Consider the following 20,280-nt stretch of genomic DNA (forward strand, 5'->3'; position numbering starts at 1 on the left):
AATTATTGATAAGATGAACGACATACCTGTTGCGCTTCTTAACACATTGATATAAAGTGTATCTCAGTTGTACAATATGCTTCACACATCTTATTACGGCATTTAAACATCTGATAAATTGATTATTTTTAGCCCTCCAAAACCTATGACCCCATGTTTAGTGTTAAAGCTGCCGTTAGTAAATTTGAATCGGTATTTGAACCAGCTTTATTAGCCGAATTGGAAACAAACTCCATGCTGATGACCGTAAAAGGCGGCGATACTATGCTTAACCCGGGGCAAACCATACGGGCTGTACCGCTGTTGCTTAGCGGTACTTTTAAAGTAAGCCGTGTAAACGATGAAGGCCAGGAAATACTGCTGTACTATGTAAAGGAAGGCGAAAGCTGCGCTATGACATTTACCTGCTGCATGATGTCGCATTTTAGTGTGATCCGCGGTACAGCCGAGGAGGATAGCGAACTGCTTTGTGTACCTATGGATGTCATGGACGGGTGGATGGTAAAGTACCCAACCTGGAAACGTTTTGTAATGCAAACGATATTAAACCGGTTTACCGAAATCCTAAAAAGTATTGATGATATAGCCTTTAAAAAACTGGCTGACCGCCTGGTTAATTATCTCAAGGAAAAGGCCAAGGCAACCGGTTCTTCGCTCATTAATCTCACTCATCAGCAAATTGGCGACGACCTGGGCACCAGCCGCGTGGTTATATCCCGTTTGCTTAAAAAGCTCGAAATAGATAATAAATTACTTCTTTACTATAACCAGGTTAAATTACTAAGCGAATTGTAACTTTTGTTACAGCGGTTTGTATCTTTTGTTACAAAATATGCCCTGTTGTCTGTTGCATCTTTGTTATGTCAAAAGCAACAGGCCATGAAAACACAAACTCTCCAGACCACTGTAAGCTTTAATATAAAACCACTAACAGGATTTAGAATCTCTGGTGGCTATTGTATGCGTATGCTCGAAAAACTTATCTGTTTTGTTGGCTCTGTAAACCTTGCGACCTGTAAAGACGATCAATTTATTTTTTAACCATTTTAACCAATAAACATCATGAGTATCAGATTAAACGACACAGCTCCCGATTTTCAGGCAGAAACTACTGAAGGCACTATCAATTTTCATAATTGGATAGGAAACGGCTGGGCAATCCTTTTTTCGCATCCTAAAGATTTTACCCCGGTTTGCACTACTGAGCTGGGCTACATGGCTAAACTTGCTCCCGAATTTAAGCAACGTAACTGTAAAGTGATAGGTTTAAGTGTTGACCCCGTAGGACGTCACGCTGAGTGGGCTAAAGACATAGAAGAGACCCAGGGATACGCTGTAAACTATCCTATGATAGGTGATCCTGACCTGGCCATAGCAAAGTTATATGACATGTTACCGGCTGATGAACCGGGAACTTCGGAAGGCCGTACCGCTGCTACCAACCAAACCGTGCGCTCAGTATTTATTATCGGCCCCGATAAAAAAATTAAGCTGATGCTTACCTATCCAATGGCAACCGGCCGCAACTTTGATGAAATACTGCGGGTGCTGGATTCACTGCAGTTAACAGCAGGCTATAAAGTAGCCACCCCGGTAAATTGGAAAAATGGCGAAGACGTGATCATTGTTCCTGCGGTATCTGACGAGGAAGCAAAAGAAAAATATCCCAACGGCTGGAAAACCGTTAAACCTTACCTGCGTATTGTAGCTCAGCCGGGTGAAACGATTATGAATTGATTTTATCGAAAAAGGGGTAATATGTTCCTTTGATCAGGCGCAAATCCAACAGGATTTGCGCCTGATTTTTATCTGGGCAGCTTAATTTAGTGAACGGTATTCAATAGGAGAGTACCCAACACGCTGCTTAAATAAGCGCGTAAAGTGCTGCGGATATTTAAACCCTAATCCATAAGCTATCTCGCTCAGCGATTTACTGGTATCAAATATTTTCTCCTTAGCAACATCAATCACTTTTGATTGGATATAGTCCTGGGCTGATTTCCCGGTTTCTTTTTTGATCAGGTCGCCGAAATAATTGGCTGACAGGTTTAACTGATCGGCACAATAGCCTACCGATGGTAAACCTACGGTAAGTGGTTTGTCGGAAGTCCAATAACTGTCAAGTAAGCTTTCAAACCTTTGTAATACGCCTTTGTGAGCCAGATCTCGGGTGATGAACTGGCGATCGTAAAAACGCTGGCAATAATTCAGGAACAACTCAATGTTGCTTACAATTAAAGTTTTGCTGTGCTTGTCTATCGCATGGCCAAGTTCATATCTGATCTTATCAAAGCAATCGATAATGATCTTTCGTTCACTTTCAGATAGATGGAGGGCTTCATGCACATCGTAAGAAAAAAATGTATAGTCCTGGATATGACGGCCAAGTGAGGTGCCTTTGATCAAATCCGGATGAAAAACCAGGGCCGTGCCTTTAGGTTGATAATACTCGCCATTATCTGAGCCAATTACCTGCCCCGGGCCAACAAAAACCAACGTGCCTTCTTCATAGTCGTAATAATTGCAGCCGTATTTTAGGTCGCCGCATTTTACTTCTTTTAAAAACACAGTATAAAATCCATAATTGATACGGCGTTTTGTACGTCTGTCAGCTTTTGACATATCAACAATGTTCACCAGCGGATGCAGCGTTTCGTTGTTGTTGTGCGCATTAAACTGGCTTATGGTGTCAATTCGGATGATATTTTCCATTGTTATTTCCTTTTCTATATCAAAGTTACGGCATCTGGAAGCGTTTAGGCTGGGCTTTTGTCTGCAATCAGTAATTTTGGTAAGCAATACCGTAATTGATATAACGTTTGCCTCCAAAATACACCTCAACTTTGTGCAGTTAAATTAATAATCATCTGTTAACAATATTAAATATATGAAAACAAGAAAATTAGGTATCAGCGGCCTCGAAGTATCCGAACTGGGATTAGGCTGTATGGGCTTGAGTTTTGCTTATGGTCCGGCAACTGAAATAAAAGAAGCTGTTAAATTGCTTCATGCCGCGGTTGAAAAAGGTGTTACCTTTTTTGATACCGCGGAAGCCTATGGCCCTTTTACAAACGAAGAGCTTTTGGGTGAAGCTCTGGCGCCTTATCGTGATAAACTGGTTATTGCTACGAAATTTGGTTTTAAAGAGGGTAAACCCGCCGACGGTATGGACAGTCGTCCGGAACGCATCCGTGAAGTGGCCGAGGCCTCTTTAAAAAGATTAAAGACAGACCGTATCGACCTTTTTTATCAGCACCGTGTTGATCCCAATGTGCCGATAGAAGACGTAGCCGGAACCGTTAAAGATCTGATACAGGAAGGTAAAGTAAAACACTTTGGTATGTCTGAAGCTGGTGTGCAATCCATCCGCAAGGCGCATGCAGTGCAGCCTGTGGCAGCTTTGCAAAGTGAGTATTCATTATGGTGGCGTGAACCGGAAGAGGAGATCATGCCTTTACTGGAAGAATTAGGTATTGGTTTTGTGCCTTTCAGTCCGCTTGGAAAAGGATTCCTTACAGGTGCCATTAACGAAAATACAACTTTTGCCAAAGATGATTTTCGGAATATAGTCCCTCGTTTTACCTCGGAGGCAAGGAGTGCAAACCAGGCAATGGTTGATTTGCTTACCAAAATAGCGCAGGAAAAACAGGCAACTCCAGCACAAATAGCCCTGGCCTGGTTGCTGGCTCAAAAGTCCTGGATTGTGCCTATTCCGGGAACTACCAAATTACATCGTCTGGAAGAAAACCTTGGTTCCGTAGATATTACGTTGTCCGGAGATGACCTTAGGCAAATTGAACAAGCAGCTTCCCAAATTAAAATTGAAGGTGCAAGATACCCCGAGCACTTATTGAAAAGAGTAGGCAAGTAATTGCCCCCGACTTTCTAAGTATATTTATTGAAGAGGCTGCCACGACAAAGGCAGCCTTTTTGCGTGGTGAGGTTTGTATCGTTGAAACAAACAGTAGATATAAAATCGATTTATGTAACAATTGTAACAAATTAAATATATAGTCTATAGATTTGGTAGTTTATTTTTTAATTTCTATGTTTGTCGCCGTACTAATAAAAAACAAGGGTGATGAACACTTCTTTTACCAAACAAAGAGTACTTCCTGAACAAGCCGAACGAATGCACGCTTCTCCTAAAGCATGTATGTGCAGTTGTTGTAAATAACGCTATCTATTCGTGAAATTGATTATTGCGGGTTAACAAACCGGCCCTGCATCGCTATGAAAAAAATGATTTGAATTTGTAAGGTACTTTAACACAGCATATGAACTAAAACTATACCCCCTATTAAAAAATAACCGGCAAGGAAGCCTTGCCGGTGTGGCAATGACAAACCGGCTACGTAACGCCAATCACTCCACCGGTTTGCATCTGAGCTAAACTAAACGCATTGAACATTTATTTTAACCTCGTTAAATATGGAAATATTTATCCGTAAAAACACAACTGTACTTTCCAAATATATTTTCCTGCTTCTGTTCTTTTTTCCATTTGTGGTAGTGGCTCAGCAGGAGCCGCCTGCAACCGTTAATTCCATTTTAAAAGGACGTGTATTTGATGCTGCCACCCGGGATGTACTTCCGGGGGCGGTAGTATCAATTAAAGGTACAACGCACGCCGTTTCAACCAATGCCGAAGGTCGTTTTGATTTTGTAACCGGTCAAAAATTTCCTTATACATTGATTATTCGTTTTATTGGTTACGATCAGCAGGAGATAGTTGTTAACGGCAGCCCTGTTGAAATTTATCTGAAACCTATTCCTCAACAACTTAATGACGTGGTGGTTGTAGGTTACGGTACCAAAACCCGTAAGGATCTGATCAGCTCGGTATCAACCATAAAGGCCGATGAAGTAAAGAAAACCCCGGTTGCCAGTTTTGACGCTCAATTGCAGGGCAAGGCTTCGGGCGTGCAGATCAATTCAAACACCGGTGTACCCGGCGATGGCATTTTTATCCGTGTACGTGGTACTACCTCAATCAACGCCAGTAATGATCCTTTATACATTGTTGATGGTGTGTTTTTAAATAATACCAGCTTGCAAACTGTTAGTACCGGTGGCAGGGCAACATCTCCCATTGCCGACATTAATCCTGATGATATTGAAAATATCGAGGTATTGAAAGATGCCAGCGCTACGGCTATTTACGGTTCACGCGGTGCAAACGGTGTAGTTATCGTTACAACCAAACGCGGTAATTACAACAGCAGACCAAAAATTAACTTCAACGTTTCGCAGGGTTTAGCCTGGCAGCCTAAAGACAGGCTTTGGAAGCTGACCACAGGCCCTCAGCACGCTGAGATTGTAAACGAGTTTTACCGCAATTCTGAAGCCGATGCCATTGCTGCTGGCAATACAGCAGGTATCAATACCTACAAATATGTACCGTTCCGGGCAACTGACGATAACCCTACTGCTACCCCGGCCCCGAGAGGCTTGCCATCCCAGCAAAATACTTATGATCGTTTGAGCGAACTGTTCCGTACCGGTAACCTGTCTAATTATGATCTGTCGTTAGAGGGAGGTTCAAAGGATACTAAATATTATATAGGTGCAGGCTATACCAAGCAACAGGCAGATATCAAGCCAATTGATTTCAGTCGCCTTGGTTTTAAAGTAAACCTCGATCAACGGATCAGCGACAGGGTACAGGTAGGTACAAGTAACAGTGTTTCACGTTCGTACCGCAACCAGGCCCGCGCAGGTGATGGTCCGGCGGGTGGTTTGTTCCAGTCTGCTTTGCATACGCCAACTTATCTGCCCGAAACCAATGCCGATGGTACACCCGCGCGCTACGCCGGTTTTGACAACCTGCAGGTGCTGATTGATAACTATAATGTTCATACTACAAGCTTGCGCTACATCGGCAACGTTTATGCTGATATTGAGATTTTGAAAGGATTGAAATTTCGCTCAAGCTGGAGTGTTGATTATAACAACTACAACGAATCTGAATACTGGAACGATAAAACGCAGTTAGGTGCATCGCCAACCAATGGCCTGGCTACATCGGCCATAACCCAAAGCACTGCCTGGATCAACGAGCAGACTTTGACCTATCACCACCTGTTTGGCGAAAAACATACTTTGGATGTAGTTGCCGGTAACACGCTGCAAAGCAATATTATTCAGCTTACATCGGCACAAGGAACCGGTTTCCCCAATAATGCCTACACCGATATTTCATCTGCTTCAACCCGTACAGCCAACCAAACCTGGACAAAGGCTAACTTATCTTCATACTTCTCGCGCATATCATACAACTACGCCAGTAAGTACTATTTAGAAGTAAGTGCCCGTGCCGATGGTTCGTCGAAGTTTGGTGCCAATAACAAATGGGGATACTTCCCATCGGTAGGTGCTTCATGGCGTGCTAAAGAAGAGAGCTTTTTGAAAGATGTAAACTCAATCAGCGATCTTAAACTGCGCGCAAGCTACGGCGTTACCGGTAACCAGGCAGGTATCAACAACTTCGCGGCACAAGGTTTATGGAGCGGCGGTGCAGGTTATCCTGATAACACAACCGGAGGCGATAAAGCTGGTACCGCACCACAGCAGTTGGCCAATCCAAACCTGAAATGGGAGCGCACCGCACAGGCTAACGTGGGCTTCGACCTCGGCTTGCTGAACAATCACCTGAACCTGTCTGTCGATCTATACTCTAAACAAACCAGCGATGTATTGCTGCAATTACCTGTTCCGGAGATTACCGGCTACAGCACTTATTACAGCAATGTAGGTAAAATAAGCAATAAAGGCTATGAGGTAAGTATCAGCTCAAATAACATCAAAACAAAAGATTTTAGCTGGAGCAGCAGTTTCAATATCTCAGGCAACGTTAACAAAATTAAATCGCTGCCGGTACCTATTAACCAGTACAGCCGCGACTGGATCAGAATGCAGCAGGGCTACTCTATGTTCTCCTTCTGGATGTATAAACAGTTGGGTGTCGATCCGCAAACCGGTAATGCCATATTTGAAGACGTTAACAAAGATGGCGTAATCAACACTGCCGATCGCCAGATAGTTGGCAACGCCCTGCCTAAATACTTCGGTGGCTTAAGCAACACCATCACCTATAAAGGTTTTGATGCCAGCTTCCTGTTCAGCTTTGAAGAGGGGAACAAAGTGCTTAACCTTAACCGTTTCTTCGGCGAAGGTGGCGGTACCCGCGATGCTAACCGCGTAATATTTGCCAGCCAATTGAACAGGTGGCAAAAGCCCGGCGATATTACCGACGTGCCGCGCTTAACCGCTTATGGCAACAACTATACACTTGAGCAGAATAGCCGCTTCTTGGAAGATGGCTCGTTCATTCGCCTTAAATCATTGAGCCTTGGTTATACACTGCCAAAGGCACTTACGCAGAAAATTGATATCCAATCGCTGCGCATTTATGTAGTAGGCAGTAACCTGCTGCTGTTCACGAAATATACAGGCCCCGATCCGGAGGCTAACGTAGGCGGCGGACAGGATGTGCAGGGCATTGACCTGGGTACACCACCGCAACCGCGCTCAGTTCAGTTAGGTGTAAATATTACTTTATAAGGAGGGCAACGAACATGAAATTACTTAAAACTTTAAAATATACTATTCCTGCTTTATCGCTTGTGACGCTGGCTTCCTGCAAAAAATTCCTGGAGGTGCAGCCCAAAGATTCGGTGTCTGATTCACAAACCATAGTTGATCGTGCATCTGCCGAAACCGCGGTGCGTGGTATTTACAGGGCATTATCTGCCGATAATTACTATGGTGTAAACTTTGTTTCGGTAGGTTATTTATCAGGCGATAATATCCAATGGACAGGCTCACAATCTATAGTGCAACAGTTTATTGACCATAATGTAAAGGCTGATAACGCCACGGTATCAGGTATCTGGCTGGCTATTTACACAACCATAAACCGGGCAAACTATGTAATTGCCAAATTGCCCGGCGTTACTGATGCTACCCTGACAACAGCCGAAAGAAACCAACTGTTAGGTGAAGCTTACTTTATCAGGGCCTTATGCTATTTTGACCTTGCCCGCACCTGGGGTGGTGTACAGATTGTTACCACGCCAACCATATCGGCTACAGATAAAAATGGTATTAAGCGCAGCACGGTTGAGCAAACCTACGCCCAGGTACTTAGCGACCTTAATGCAGCCGAACCGCTATTACCGCTACCAACCGCGCAAAACCCGGTAAGGGCCAATAAAGAAACAGTTTATGCTTTAAAGGCAAGGTATTACCTCTACCAAAAAGACTGGACTAATGCTGAAAACTACGCAACCCTGGTATTGGGTGATACGCAGAATTATTCGCTGTTAAAACCTTACAGCGCATGGTTTGCCAACAATGTGGTAGGTACTAAGGAGTCGGTTTTTGAATTGGCTTACAGTGCCACTTATACCAATGGTCACCGTGGGCAATGGCAGCCACCGGCTAACAGTGGTACCCGCCAATGGGCACCTAACGCCGCGTTTTTAGCATTGGTAAACGACGCTACCATAGGAGGTAACCGGAGTGCTTTGGTGGCTAAAACATCTGCCGGCTTATGGTATGGCAATCTTTATTACCGCAGCCCGGCAACAGATCCGGCTTATATCATCAGGATCGCAGAAGAATACCTGATTCGCTCGGAAGCGCGTGCACAGCTTAATAAACTTGCCGATGCCAAGGTTGATCTGAACGTCGTACGCGACCGCGCAGGCTTAACAGCCACAACCGCGGTTTCACAAGCCGATATTTTGCTGGCCATTGAAAATGAGCGCCGTATAGAGTTTGCTTTGGAAGGCCATCGCTGGTTTGATTTGGTGCGTACGGGCAGGGCAGCAGCTGTGTTGGGCGTAACAGACGCAACGAAAAACATTTTGCCTATCCCGGTAGATCAGCTGAATGTTGACCCGGCGTTAACGCAGAACCCCGGGTATTAACAAGGACATAAAGCCGGGTGACTGAGTGGCTAAGTAGAGGTCTGCAAAACCTTGTACGGCAGTTCGAACCTGCCCCCGGCGTCTTCTAAATCAATTTAAAAACATAAAACAATGAGCACATTAACCACTAACCAAATCAAATGGAAGGAATACGAAAAGGGGGCTTTTCGGTTCTTCTTCATTTACTTTGTGCTGCAGGCACTTCCGCTTGATTGGAAGTACTTCGGCAACCTGTTCCGCATTCAGTGGGGCAGCCTCGGCTTTGGCGACATTTTTTACATCAGCCGGTACACACCGCAATTTATATCAGGCAGCAGCACTCCAGGCACATGGGGCATAGGTACCCTTGCCGACTGGGCACTCATAGCCGGTATCGCATTGATAGGCGCTATCGTATGGAGTATCCGCGATAAAAAGAGCGAAAACTATAACAAGCTGTACTATTGGCTAAGGGTGATTTTGCGTTACCGCCTTGCCATAGGTATCATCGCTTACGGTTTTATTAAATTCTTTCCATTACAATCGCCGCTACCATCTATTAGCAACCTGAATACATCTTACGGTGATTTTGATCGTTGGAAACTATTCTCATTAAGCCTGGGTATAGTGCCGGGTTATGAATCGTTTTTGGGTTTGGTGGAGATAGTGGTTGGTGTATTGCTGCTATTTCGGAAAACTGCTACGCTGGGCGCTATCATTATCCTGGTATTTACCGGTAATGTGTTTATCTCCAACATAGCTTATGATGGCGGCGAAGCAATTTACGCGCTTTATCTCATCAATATTGCCTTGTTCCTTACCATTTACGATATCCAACGTATTTATAACCTGGTTGCGCTACGTAAGCCAACATCTCCAAATACTGTAAAAATTTCCCTTAACGGTCAATGGCGTACATCAAGGTTGGTATTAAAAAGCCTGTTCATTTTCTTTTTTGTGTTCCTGTATGGTTATAAAACTTATGCGGCTTATCATCATGATATCTATCAATACCCAAAAGCTAAAGGGTTAGCCGGTACTGCCGGTTTATATAATGTAAGTGATTTCAGGATCAATAGCAAACAGTTGCCTTACTCGCAAACCGATACCACCCGCTGGAACGATGTTGTTTTTGAAAAATGGAATACCATCAGTATCGGTTCGTTAAAAAGATATAAAGCTGATACCTCTACAACCGAAGAGATCAGCAGGAACAACGATGACCGCAAATATGAGCTTGACGGTACCACCGGCCGGGCTTATTACAGCTATGTGGCCGATACTGTAAAACAGGTTTTACTGCTCAAAAACAGGAACAGCAATTACAAGGCCGATCAGTTTACGCTGCATTATACCCAACCAGCAAATGGTACTATTATCCTGACAGGTGTTGATCATAATAAGGATTCTGTTTATGTACAGCTTGACAGGATCAATAAGAAATACCTGTTGCAGGAAGCCGCACAAGGCAGGAGCAAAGCACTTAAACTTTAAGATCTGAACTTTTAAAGATATTTATCATGGCAACAACAGTAATAAATCCGGAAGCAGAGCAAGTTGGCAACGCTGTACCGGAAAGCAGGCCCGGTAAACCGGCCCCTGCAGCAGCACCGGCCGTAAGGAAGGAATGGACTGCAACCCAACGTGTGGCTTTCCGTATTGCATTCATCTTTTTCATTATCATGTGTATCCCAACCACTGCCGAGTGGTGGAATAACCTGGTGACCATTAACTGGTTCCATTTACATTATCGCGATTTGTATGATATAGCGCGGTTTTCGCCAAGCATTTATAAATTTCAAACCCCGGCTTATAACCTGTTAGGCTATATTGATTGGGTTGAGGCGCTTGCTATTGGTATTATAGGCGGTCTGATATGGACTGCGCTCGATAACAAAAACAAGCAATATCATAACCTGTATTACTGGCTGCGCGTGGTGGTGCGGTACAGGGCAGGTATAGGCATAATCGGGTTCGGCTTTACAAAGCTGTTCCCGGTTCAAATGCCTTATCCTTCATTAGGTGTACTTAACGCGCATTTCGGCGATCTGACCGCGCAAAAGATCTACTGGCTTTTGGTAGGCATTGTGCCCTGGTACCAGGTATTTGCCGGCGTTGTTGAACTGGCTGCGGGTACTATGCTTTTCTTCCGCAAAACCACCACTTTTGGCGCGGTATTGCTGTTGGGTGCTTTGGGCGATATTACTTATGTAAACTTTGCTTATGATGGCGGGGTGCATGTGTATGCCTCATATTTTGTACTGTTCTCGGCGTTTTTATTATGGTACGATATTGTGCCGGTCTATAATCTGCTTATCAAAGAACGTTTTACCGTTCCTCCGGTCTTGATCCCGGAAATTAATCAGAAATGGCTTATAGTTACGCGCGTTGTTTTAAAAACAGGCACCATCGGCATATTCCTGGTTTGGCTGTATTATTTGCAATATGTGAACTTTAAATATGATCCTTACAAGCAACCAGCTACAAGCGGTGTAAAACAGTTAAGGGGTAATTATAATGTGAGCGAATTTAAGCTCAACGGACAGGATATCCCTTACTCGCCTTTAGATTCGGTGCGTTGGCAGGGAGTAACGTTCGAGAAATGGTCGTCGCTAACCTTTAACGTTAATAAACCATTAAATCTCGACTTATCCAACGGCGGTGGCGCGGCTATGCGCGATATCAACCGTAACTTCGAGCTTACAGGAGTAGCCGGTGGCAAGCGGGTATTTTATTATGATGCCGATACCGTGAACAAGGTGCTTTACCTACAGGATAAGCTGCCAGAGTTTACCAAACGCAAAGGCAGGCGTGGCAATCGCGGCGAAAATAAAGCCGGCGATAATAAATTAGTCAAATCATTTATCCCTGCCGAAGCAAAAGCCAACATCCGTAACGAGGTAACGGCTATTGATCCGGCGGCGCGTTCAACCCGTCGTGAACGTGGTATACCTGAAGAGTTAAAAGATAAACGCAAGCGCGCGCATATGATATTAAGTTACAATGCAGATGCAACAGGATCGCACATCGTGTTGACCGGTAAGGACGACAAGAAAAATGATGTGTATATTGTGCTTGACCGCGTAACCCGTCAATACGCACTTACCGATAGTAAATTAGTGGCGGGCAAATACTAAAAACAGATACCAGATGAAACCGGAAAAACGTGATTATGATGCAGTGATAGTAGGCTCGGGGCCAAACGGCCTTGCTGCGGGTATATTATTGCAGCAGCACGGACTTTCGGTTTTACTGCTGGAAGGTAAGGACAAAATAGGCGGCGGCTTACGCACAGAAGAACTTACCCTGCCCGGTTTTAAGCATGACGTTTGCTCGGCCATTCATCCGCTGGCCGCAGGATCGCCGTTCTTTGAAACGCTGCCCCTGCATGAGCATGGCCTTGAATATATTTATCCGGAAGTTGCCGCGGCGCATCCCTTTGATAACGGAACTGCTGCGGTGCTTAAAAAGTCGATCATCGAAACGGCCGATCTGCTTGGTGAGGACAGGGACGCCTACATTAAGCTTATGGCGCACCTGGTAAAGTCATGGCCCGGTTTGGCTGCCGATGTATTAGGTCCGCTTACGTTTCCGAAACACCCGGTTGATCTGGCAGTTTTTGGTTTGGATGCCCTGACCTCATCAACCCATTTGGCCAAACGGTTTAAAACCGAGCAAGCTAAGGGGCTTTTGGCAGGCATGGCTGCGCATAGCATACAGCCATTGACCAATCTTGCCACATCGGCAATTGCTTTGGTGCTGATGGCTAACGGGCATTTAAAAGGCTGGCCGGTACCTAAAGGCGGCTCGGTTAAAATAGCGGATGCCCTGGCATCATATTTTATATCCATTGGAGGTAAGATAGAGACCAATACCTATATCACCGCTTTTGAGCAGTTGCCATGGGCTAATGCAGTTTTGTTTGATGTTACGCCAAAGCAACTGCTGCAAATTGCAGGGCATAAGTTTTCATCACTGTATAAATGGCAACTGGAACGGTACCGTTACGGTATGGGCGTTTTTAAGATAGATTGGGCGCTTGACGACGTTGTGCCATTTAAAGCCGAAGGGGCAAAGCAAGCAGGTACAGTGCATATTGGCGGTACGTTAAAGGAAATTGCCATGGGCGAACAACAGATCTGGGACGGACATCATCCCGAAAAGCCGTTTGTGTTATTGGCCCAGCAAAGCCTTTTTGATAATACCCGGGTACCCGAAGGCAAACATACAGCATGGGCTTATTGCCACGTTCCTAACGGATCAACCAGGGATATGACCGATATCATCGAAAAACAAGTAGAGCGTTTCGCCCCGGGTTTCCGTGAACGGATCATTGGCAGGCATACATTTAATACCCGGCAGCTGGAAAATTATAACCCCAATTATATAGGCGGAGATATTAACGGCGGGGTAATTGATATTGGTCAGTTGTTTACCAGGCCGGTTTTGAGGCGTTCGCCTTACCGCACTTCGGCAAAGGGTATTTATATCTGTTCGTCATCTACACCACCGGGTGGAGGGGTACATGGCATGTGTGGCTATCATTCGGCCAAACGTGCATTAAAAGATGTTTTTAACATCAGCATAAAATCATAACATATTATCACACTATAAAATTTAAACTATGTCAACCACCACTACTAAACTAACCCTGCACGAAGACTGGGCAGTAGTTATTTTAGGTTCTTTGATCATTATCCTGTCGCTGGCAGGCCTGCTTTTACCGGTACCAACCTTTGGCTGGAAAACCGGTGCCGATTTAACCGGTACTGTACTGGGTTTGGCAAACCTGGTTAAAATGCTTTTACAATTTGTGTTTGTAGCCATCATTGGCGGTATAGGTGCCTTTATTACCAGCAAGTCCGTTAAAAATTATGCTTTGGGTTTCCCCCTGGTTTATGTGGTTACCATACTGGCGCTTGTGCTTGCAGGTAGCAGTCAGGCCAAATCACTTAACCTTGAGGCAGTGATCTTCAGCCTTGTTTTGGGTTTGCTCATCAGTAATTTTATTAAATTGCCCGAGTGGCTTAAGTCATCCCTGTCAACCGAGTTGTTTGTTAAAATAGGCCTGGTGCTTTTAGGTACCAGTGTTATTTTTGGGGATATTTTAAAGGCGGGTTCATTGGGTCTGATTCAGGCGCTACTGGTAGTAACCTCGGTTTGGTATTTTGCGTTCTGGGTTTGCAAAAAACTTAAGGTTGATGACGAAATAGCCATGATGATATCGAGCGCAGTATCTATTTGCGGCGTATCTGCAGCAATAGCTACAGCAGGCGCCATCAAAGGCGATTCAAAAAAGCTTTCCTATGTAATATCGATGGTATTGATCACGGCCATTCCTATGATGATCTTTATGCCGATCATCGCGCATTATTTCAAATTTTCGGAACCTGTAACGGGTGCATGGCTGGGTGGCAGTATTGACACTACAGGAGCAGTTGTTGCTTCAGGATCACTGGTTGGCGAGGTTGCATTGAAGATCAGCACTATTGTTAAGTTTTCGCAAAATGTGTTGCTTGGTTTGGCTGCTTTTGCCATCTCTATTTACTGGACTTACACCAAACACCCATCGGCACAGGATAAAGATACCAAACCTACGCTGAAGGTGATTTGGGAGCGTTTTCCAAAGTTTGTATTGGGTTTTATCGGGGCTTCGCTGCTGTTCTCGTTCTTCCTGCCGCCATCGGCTGCCGCTACGGTTAAGGATAGCTTGAAGAACCTGCAGGGGCTTTGGTTTGCGCTGGCGTTTACCAGTATCGGCCTTGAAACCAACTTTGCCGATCTGTTTAACCGAAACAGCAAGAAACCATTATACGCGTTTTTGATTGCGCAAACCTTTAATATTTTCATTACGCTGGTCATAGCGCTGATATTATTCTAAACAGCTTTTATCATGCTTAAAAAGTTAAAGCTAAGGCGAAGCCATGCCCTGATTTTCGGGGGGATCACCATAATTGGGATGGTGATCTGGCTTTGGCTTTCTTATCAAAATAAGCAAAAATGGCCCGAAACATTTGGTTATGGTAAGACTGCCAACCAGCAGGATATTGCTAAATGGGATATCGATGTACGGCCCGATGGAAAAGGTCTACCGCCTGGCAGCGGTAATGTAGCCGATGGTGCGATAATCTACACCAGCAAATGCGCAGCCTGTCACGGGGCTGATGGTAAGGAGGTTAAAGGCGTGAAGCTGCCCGGGCCGCCATTGGTAGTGGGCGGCGGCAAAACCAAAACTATAGGCAATTACTGGCCTTATGCCACTACTTTGTTTGATTACGTACGTCGGGCAATGCCCTATAATGCGCCTGGTTCGCTTACTGATGATGAGGTATACAGCCTTTGCGCCTGGTTGCTGAATGAAAACAAGATCATTAAAGCCAACCAAATAATGAACGCCCGCACGCTACCCAAAGTGGAGATGCCGGCGCAAAAACTTTTTATTGTTGACGACCGCAAGGGCGGCCCGGAAGTAAAATGAGTATGGAACAGCAGGATAAGCCGGTAAAAATAACCGAAAAGAAAATAAGTCGCCGTATGTTGCTGGGCGGAGCTTTGGCAACGGCTATTTTGCCGGTAACCTCGGTGTTTGCAAAATATATCCAGGTAGGAGTGCCTGCGGTGCCTGATCCTACAAAGCAGCCTGGCCCGTTGCCGGGAAAGGTTGGCACACGTTCGCCGTTTGAAGCGCCGGTTAAAAAGCCATCAGATATTTCATCGCGAACGCCGCTGCAGGATCTGTACAGTACTATTACCCCATCCGATCTGCATTTTGAACGGCATCATGCCGGTGTGCCTTCAATCGACCCAAATCAATATGAGTTGCTGATACACGGCATGGTGGAGCGGCCAATGAAATTTAGCCTGCATGACCTGAAGCGCTTTCCCTCGGTAACACGTACTTGTTTTATTGAATGTGCCGGCAACTTCCGCACGGGTAAGGAGGATATGACGGTGCAGGAGATCCTCGGCCTCACCAGTCAAAGCGAATGGACAGGCGTAATGCTTTCAACCTTGTTTCGTGAGCTGGGTGTTAGCCCCAAAGCCAGCTGGTTTTTAGCCGAGGGAGGCGATGCAGCCGTGCTTACCCGAAGCATCCCCATTCATAAAGCCTGGGATGATGCCATGATCGTTTACGCCCAAAACGGTGAAGCAATCCGGCCCGAGCAGGGGTATCCCGCCCGTTTACTGTTGCCCGGATGGGAGGGGAATACCAATGTAAAATGGTTGCGGAGGATAGAAATTTCGGATGCGCCATATTTTACCCGTGAGGAAACTTCAAAATATACCTACCCTGTAAAAGATAAGATCAGGATGTTCAGTTTTGAGATGGATGCCAGGTCTATCATTACCTATCCGTCCTTCCCCCAAAAAGTTGAACATGGCTGGATCGAGATTCGTGGCATAGCCTGGAGCGGCAGGGGAAAGGTAGATAAAGTAGAAGTGAGCACCGATGCCGGTAAAAGCTGGAGTGAAGCACGCCTGCAAAACCCGATACTGGAAAAGGCGCATACCTATTTTCGCCACCTGTGGCATTGGGATGGTACAGAAACGGAAATTTTAAGCCGTGTTACTGACGATACAGGTTACACTCAGCCAACCCTCAAACAACTCATTGATGCCCGCGGAAAGGATATCGGCGGTTATCATATGAACCCCGTTACGGCGTGGCGTATAAAACGGGATGGTAGTGTGGTTTTTAAACCGGAGAGTTATAAATGATTCCAGCCCCCAATAAAATATTACTTTACGATTAAACAAACTGGTTTACAAATAGTGTAAAGCCTGTATGCAGAGATATACAATTTTAAGGCCATTATTTCCCCCTGCTTGCTTCTTTTAAAACATACCTATAACTTGGTTTTGTAATCTAAATATCAGTCACTTTATATCATTATTGTTTGATTTTTGATGCCGGTTAATGTCCTTCGGGGCTTATTAACATACCTTTATTTTGCTGTTACCTGAGCTGATATAGCCGATTTTAAATGATTTTGATCCATAAATGAAATTTTAAACCGATTATGATTGAACAAGGCTCTTACCTTAAATCGAAAATTTTTGATTTAATGAACATGATGATTAACGACGAGAGTGGTTTATTTGAAGTAGACGATTTGGATAGTTATATAGATAAGCTTATGGAAAAAGCGTGCATTATAACTATTATGGAACAGGATGTTTTACACGGATTTTTAGCTTATTACGCAAACGACTATGACAATAAAGTAGGATTTGTTTCAATGGTGCTTACCGACCCGTCCACAAGGCGGATGGGATACGGCCGAAGGCTTGTTGAATTCGCTTTGAAAGATCTGACACTGAAAGGATTTAAAAAATGTCGTACCGAAGTAAATGCCGACAATACAAAAGCCCTGAACGCTTTAAAACGATTAAACTTTATCCCTGTTGGCCGAAACGACATTTACTGTGTGTTTGAAAAGCAATTGTAACCGCTTCCGGATAATTTTGTTTGGAAACAGGCATTCGCACTAATCGCACGTTGTACACAGCCTCGAAACAAATTCTGCCAGGTGTATAACCTTTTCTGCAGAAATAGCATGGGTATTACCTATAATGAGGGTGTGCTCAACAATCTCTATTACAAAGTCATCCAGCCTGATATCCATTATCACATTCCGGAAATTACGATCGGTACCGGCGATAGCTTTTTGACGGTCACTTACCAGCATATAAAAAGTATCGCTGAAAGCCTTGTCTTCGGCAAAATCAAGTTCAACGGGGTGTATCAGCTCTTTGATCTTATCAACAAGTGTTTCCCGCCTGATGAGTACCCTGCCAAAATCATGTTTTAAATATGCCAGCGCCCAAACGTGCTGTTCGGTAGTAATGGTTTTGCCATGGTCGGCATGTTTGGGTACAGCCTCGGTGAAAAGAATATAGCTATCGTTATTTTTATTTTTTACAACATACGAGCTACTCAGGCTTACGTCGCTGTAATTTTTAAATATGCTAAACTGTTCTAAATGAAAATCGATATGCCCGGTTTGCTCCACTCTGAACTTTTGCTTAAGCGTTGCAAGCACAGCAGGTACCTCTCCTGCCTGTGTTATGATTTGTGCGGTATCAAGTGATGATGACACTTTTATAAAGTTTAGTATTAAAGATTAACACAATAATAACTTTTTCGCAACAAAATTCAAAAATCTATTGGTAATGATAAGGTTTCATTTTACCGCATGAACAGGCGCAGTTTGCATCATTAACACCCAACTTTTTCAGGAAAAACTGGTAAAAGCCAATCCTGTCGTTCATATTGTACATGTTTTCGCCTTTATTACATTCAACGTCGCCGTTTACGATGTTGATGGTCATGCCAAAGCCTGGGGTGCGGCCCGCTGCTTTATCGTCTGCATTAGGTTGCCATTTGCCGGTCATTACATCATGCGCCGATGGTTTATGGGTTTGCGGGGTCATCCAAAAATAAATGGCAGTTTTAAAGGCTATTACCGGGTCGGTTTCAACCAATTCCGGGTTTTGGAGCAATATTTTGTCATCGCCCAAAATACAATCCGAAGCATAGCCGTAATTGCCGTTATAGCTCAGCTGCATTGGTCCGCGGCCGTAATATTTTTTACCTGCAACGGGAGGGTATTCATCATTTTCGGCAACATATGGTAAGCTGGTATTGCTTTCATGAATCAACATCAGGCCATCGGTATAAGAAGCATTCATGCCGTGGCGGGTTTCATGTGCAATGTGCGCAAAAAAGGCGGCGAGCTCCTTTTTATTCACATCGGCGCTGTATTCAGTGCAAAAGTTGCCGTAGTCAATAGTATAGGTGCTATCGGGTTTGGCTTTGGCCCATTCTTCGTTCCAGTCCACATCCTGGCGTACTACCGTACTTTTACCTGTTTTTTTATCGGTACGTACCAGTTGGTAAACCGATGTAGCGCGGCGGGTCACTTTTACCTTTATCGTCCCAAGTTCATCGGCAGCTTTAATGAAAGCAGCGTAGGTGTAAAACTTATCGCGCTGCGGAAAAAGATCATTAAATTGTTTTTCGCTTAATAAACTGGCCATGCTTACTTTAGGAGGGGTTGATTTATCTGCCACCGCCTTGTTACTGTCGCTGCCACTGCTACTTTTACTGTTGCCGCCACAGCTAAAGCCGGTTGAAAGCAGGATAATGAATGATAAGGAGATCAGTTTGGATGATAATATGATCGATTTCATGAGTTTTACGCTATTATGTTTGATGATATTACGGATGCAAGTTTAAGCTAACATTTTAAAAATTACACTTCATTAGCAAAAAATATACTAAAGTGTTATGAAATACAAAATTTAAGATGATAGATTTGGAATAACACCAATTGCAGAGAAAAGATTTAAGCGGCTACCATTTAATTGCCTGGTAATCAATAGCAGCTTTTTTGTAACCGGATTGTTGTGATATTATTGTTAAATTAAGTATGAAAATATATACTAAAACGGGCGATAAAGGGTTTACCTCATTAATTGGTGGTACACGTGTGCCCAAGCATCATATCCGCATTGAAAGCTATGGTACGGTTGATGAACTCAACTCGTATATAGGGCTCATTAGCGATCAGGATATTGATGCGCATGATAAGGAGGTATTGAAGCAGATACAGGATAGATTGTTTACTATTGGATCATCATTGGCGGCAGACCCGGAACGGTCAAGAATGGTCATTCCCGACTTGCACCTGAGCGATATTGAAACGCTGGAAACAGAAATGGATACGATGAATGAAAATTTGCCACCGCTAAAACATTTTATTTTGCCTGGTGGTAGTAATACAATATCATTTTGCCATATTGCAAGATGCGTTTGCCGCCGTGCCGAAAGGATTACCGTTCAGCTTGCCGAAGAGAGTACAGTTGACGAAAAAGTGAATATTTATCTGAACAGGTTGAGCGATTACCTGTTCACTTTGGCACGCAAAATTGCAAATGTTAATAAAATAGCTGAAAATCAGTGGATACCACGGGTTTAAAAAATTGAAAAAAAATATTGATATTCAATTTGAAAATGTTATACTTTTGCGAAAAAGTAAATTTTACTGATAATTATAAATATAAATAAAAACGATGTATTGGACACTTGAACTGGCATCGCACCTGGAAGATGCACCATGGCCCGCAACTAAAGACGAATTAATTGATTACGCTATCCGTTCAGGCGCTCCTGTTGAGGTTATCGAAAACCTTCAGGCACTTGAAGACGATGGTGAACCGTACGAAAATATTGAAGAGATCTGGCCGGATTATCCGACTAAAGACGACTTCTTCTTTAACGAAGACGAGTATTAAAATACGATAATGAAACCCTTAGCAATGAGGGTTTTTTTATTAACCACTACTTTTTGGAATGATTTTAGTA

17 protein-coding genes and 1 tRNA gene are annotated in these 20,280 nt (G+C 44.1%); 15 read left to right on the forward strand and 3 right to left on the reverse strand.

Translation table 11 applies throughout. The features are described 5' to 3' along the window. Positions 1–153: 153 nt before the first annotated feature. Together BMX50_RS15170 and BMX50_RS15175 are read left to right on the forward strand one after the other, a co-directional pair. Positions 154–795 carry a Crp/Fnr family transcriptional regulator gene (locus BMX50_RS15170; RefSeq protein ID WP_091211382.1) on the forward strand — a complete coding sequence of 214 codons (642 nt, stop codon included), beginning with the start codon at positions 154–156 and terminating at the stop codon, positions 793–795. A 267-nt stretch (positions 796–1,062) separates the two neighbouring features. Then, complete coding sequence (locus BMX50_RS15175; protein ID WP_091211383.1) at positions 1,063–1,737, forward strand: peroxiredoxin; 675 nt, start codon at positions 1,063–1,065, stop codon at positions 1,735–1,737. Between the two features lie 81 nt (positions 1,738–1,818). Here the strand turns inward: BMX50_RS15175 and BMX50_RS15180 are convergent, their stop codons facing one another. After that, entirely contained in the window at positions 1,819–2,712 is an 894-nt protein-coding gene (locus tag BMX50_RS15180; RefSeq protein ID WP_091211842.1) for a helix-turn-helix domain-containing protein, read from the reverse strand. A 175-nt stretch (positions 2,713–2,887) separates the two neighbouring features. Here BMX50_RS15180 and BMX50_RS15185 point away from each other — a divergent pair, with 175 nt between their 5' ends. The 11 genes from BMX50_RS15185 to BMX50_RS15235 all read left to right on the forward strand — a co-directional run bounded on the left by BMX50_RS15185 (position 2,888) and on the right by BMX50_RS15235 (position 17,362). Continuing rightward, on the forward strand, positions 2,888–3,871 hold the full coding sequence (locus tag BMX50_RS15185; protein WP_091211384.1) for an aldo/keto reductase: 984 nt from the start codon (positions 2,888–2,890) through the stop codon (positions 3,869–3,871). Between the two features lie 560 nt (positions 3,872–4,431). Beyond that, positions 4,432–7,563, forward strand: coding sequence for a SusC/RagA family TonB-linked outer membrane protein (locus BMX50_RS15190; RefSeq protein WP_091211385.1), 3,132 nt, complete (start codon positions 4,432–4,434; stop codon positions 7,561–7,563). 14 nt (positions 7,564–7,577) lie between these two features. Then, complete coding sequence (locus BMX50_RS15195; RefSeq protein ID WP_091211386.1) at positions 7,578–8,933, forward strand: RagB/SusD family nutrient uptake outer membrane protein; 1,356 nt, start codon at positions 7,578–7,580, stop codon at positions 8,931–8,933. 11 nt (positions 8,934–8,944) lie between these two features. Next, positions 8,945–9,015: transfer RNA gene (locus BMX50_RS15200), tRNA-Cys, on the forward strand. A gap of 29 nt (positions 9,016–9,044) precedes the next feature. Then, a complete protein-coding gene (locus BMX50_RS15205; protein WP_091211387.1) occupies positions 9,045–10,406 on the forward strand; it encodes a hypothetical protein in 1,362 nt (453 codons plus the stop codon). Positions 10,407–10,432: 26 nt separating this feature from the next. Further along, entirely contained in the window at positions 10,433–12,049 is a 1,617-nt protein-coding gene (locus BMX50_RS15210) for a hypothetical protein (RefSeq protein ID WP_091211388.1), read from the forward strand. A gap of 13 nt (positions 12,050–12,062) precedes the next feature. Next, on the forward strand, positions 12,063–13,508 hold the full coding sequence (locus BMX50_RS15215) for a phytoene desaturase family protein (protein ID WP_091211389.1): 1,446 nt from the start codon (positions 12,063–12,065) through the stop codon (positions 13,506–13,508). Between the two features lie 28 nt (positions 13,509–13,536). Then, complete coding sequence (locus tag BMX50_RS15220) at positions 13,537–14,793, forward strand: YeiH family protein (protein ID WP_091211390.1); 1,257 nt, start codon at positions 13,537–13,539, stop codon at positions 14,791–14,793. Positions 14,794–14,805: 12 nt separating this feature from the next. Then, complete coding sequence (locus tag BMX50_RS15225; RefSeq protein WP_091211391.1) at positions 14,806–15,390, forward strand: c-type cytochrome; 585 nt, start codon at positions 14,806–14,808, stop codon at positions 15,388–15,390. 2 nt (positions 15,391–15,392) lie between these two features. After that, positions 15,393–16,631 (forward strand): sulfite dehydrogenase, encoded by a 1,239-nt coding sequence (gene soxC / locus BMX50_RS15230; RefSeq protein ID WP_244281003.1) that lies wholly within the window; start codon positions 15,393–15,395, stop codon positions 16,629–16,631. A 353-nt stretch (positions 16,632–16,984) separates the two neighbouring features. Further along, on the forward strand, positions 16,985–17,362 hold the full coding sequence (locus BMX50_RS15235) for a GNAT family N-acetyltransferase (protein WP_167667938.1): 378 nt from the start codon (positions 16,985–16,987) through the stop codon (positions 17,360–17,362). Positions 17,363–17,401: 39 nt separating this feature from the next. Here BMX50_RS15235 and BMX50_RS15240 read toward each other — a convergent pair whose 3' ends face one another. Both BMX50_RS15240 and BMX50_RS15245 read right to left on the reverse strand, forming a co-directional pair. Further along, positions 17,402–18,013 carry a hypothetical protein gene (locus BMX50_RS15240; RefSeq protein WP_091211394.1) on the reverse strand — a complete coding sequence of 204 codons (612 nt, stop codon included), beginning with the start codon at positions 18,011–18,013 and terminating at the stop codon, positions 17,402–17,404. Between the two features lie 64 nt (positions 18,014–18,077). After that, positions 18,078–19,106, reverse strand: coding sequence for a chitinase (locus BMX50_RS15245; RefSeq protein WP_091211395.1), 1,029 nt, complete (start codon positions 19,104–19,106; stop codon positions 18,078–18,080). Positions 19,107–19,345: 239 nt separating this feature from the next. Between BMX50_RS15245 and BMX50_RS15250 the strand changes: the two genes are divergently transcribed. After that, on the forward strand, positions 19,346–19,894 hold the full coding sequence (locus tag BMX50_RS15250) for a cob(I)yrinic acid a,c-diamide adenosyltransferase (protein WP_091211396.1): 549 nt from the start codon (positions 19,346–19,348) through the stop codon (positions 19,892–19,894). Positions 19,895–19,988: 94 nt separating this feature from the next. Next, the gene (locus BMX50_RS15255) at positions 19,989–20,210 is read left to right on the forward strand and encodes a DUF2795 domain-containing protein (RefSeq protein ID WP_002996718.1); all 222 of its coding nucleotides are present in this window, start codon (positions 19,989–19,991) and stop codon (positions 20,208–20,210) included. The last annotated feature ends 70 nt before the right edge of the window (positions 20,211–20,280 follow it).

Origin of the sequence: Mucilaginibacter gossypiicola (assembly GCF_900110105.1) — a bacterium.
Classification (GTDB): domain Bacteria; phylum Bacteroidota; class Bacteroidia; order Sphingobacteriales; family Sphingobacteriaceae; genus Mucilaginibacter; species Mucilaginibacter gossypiicola.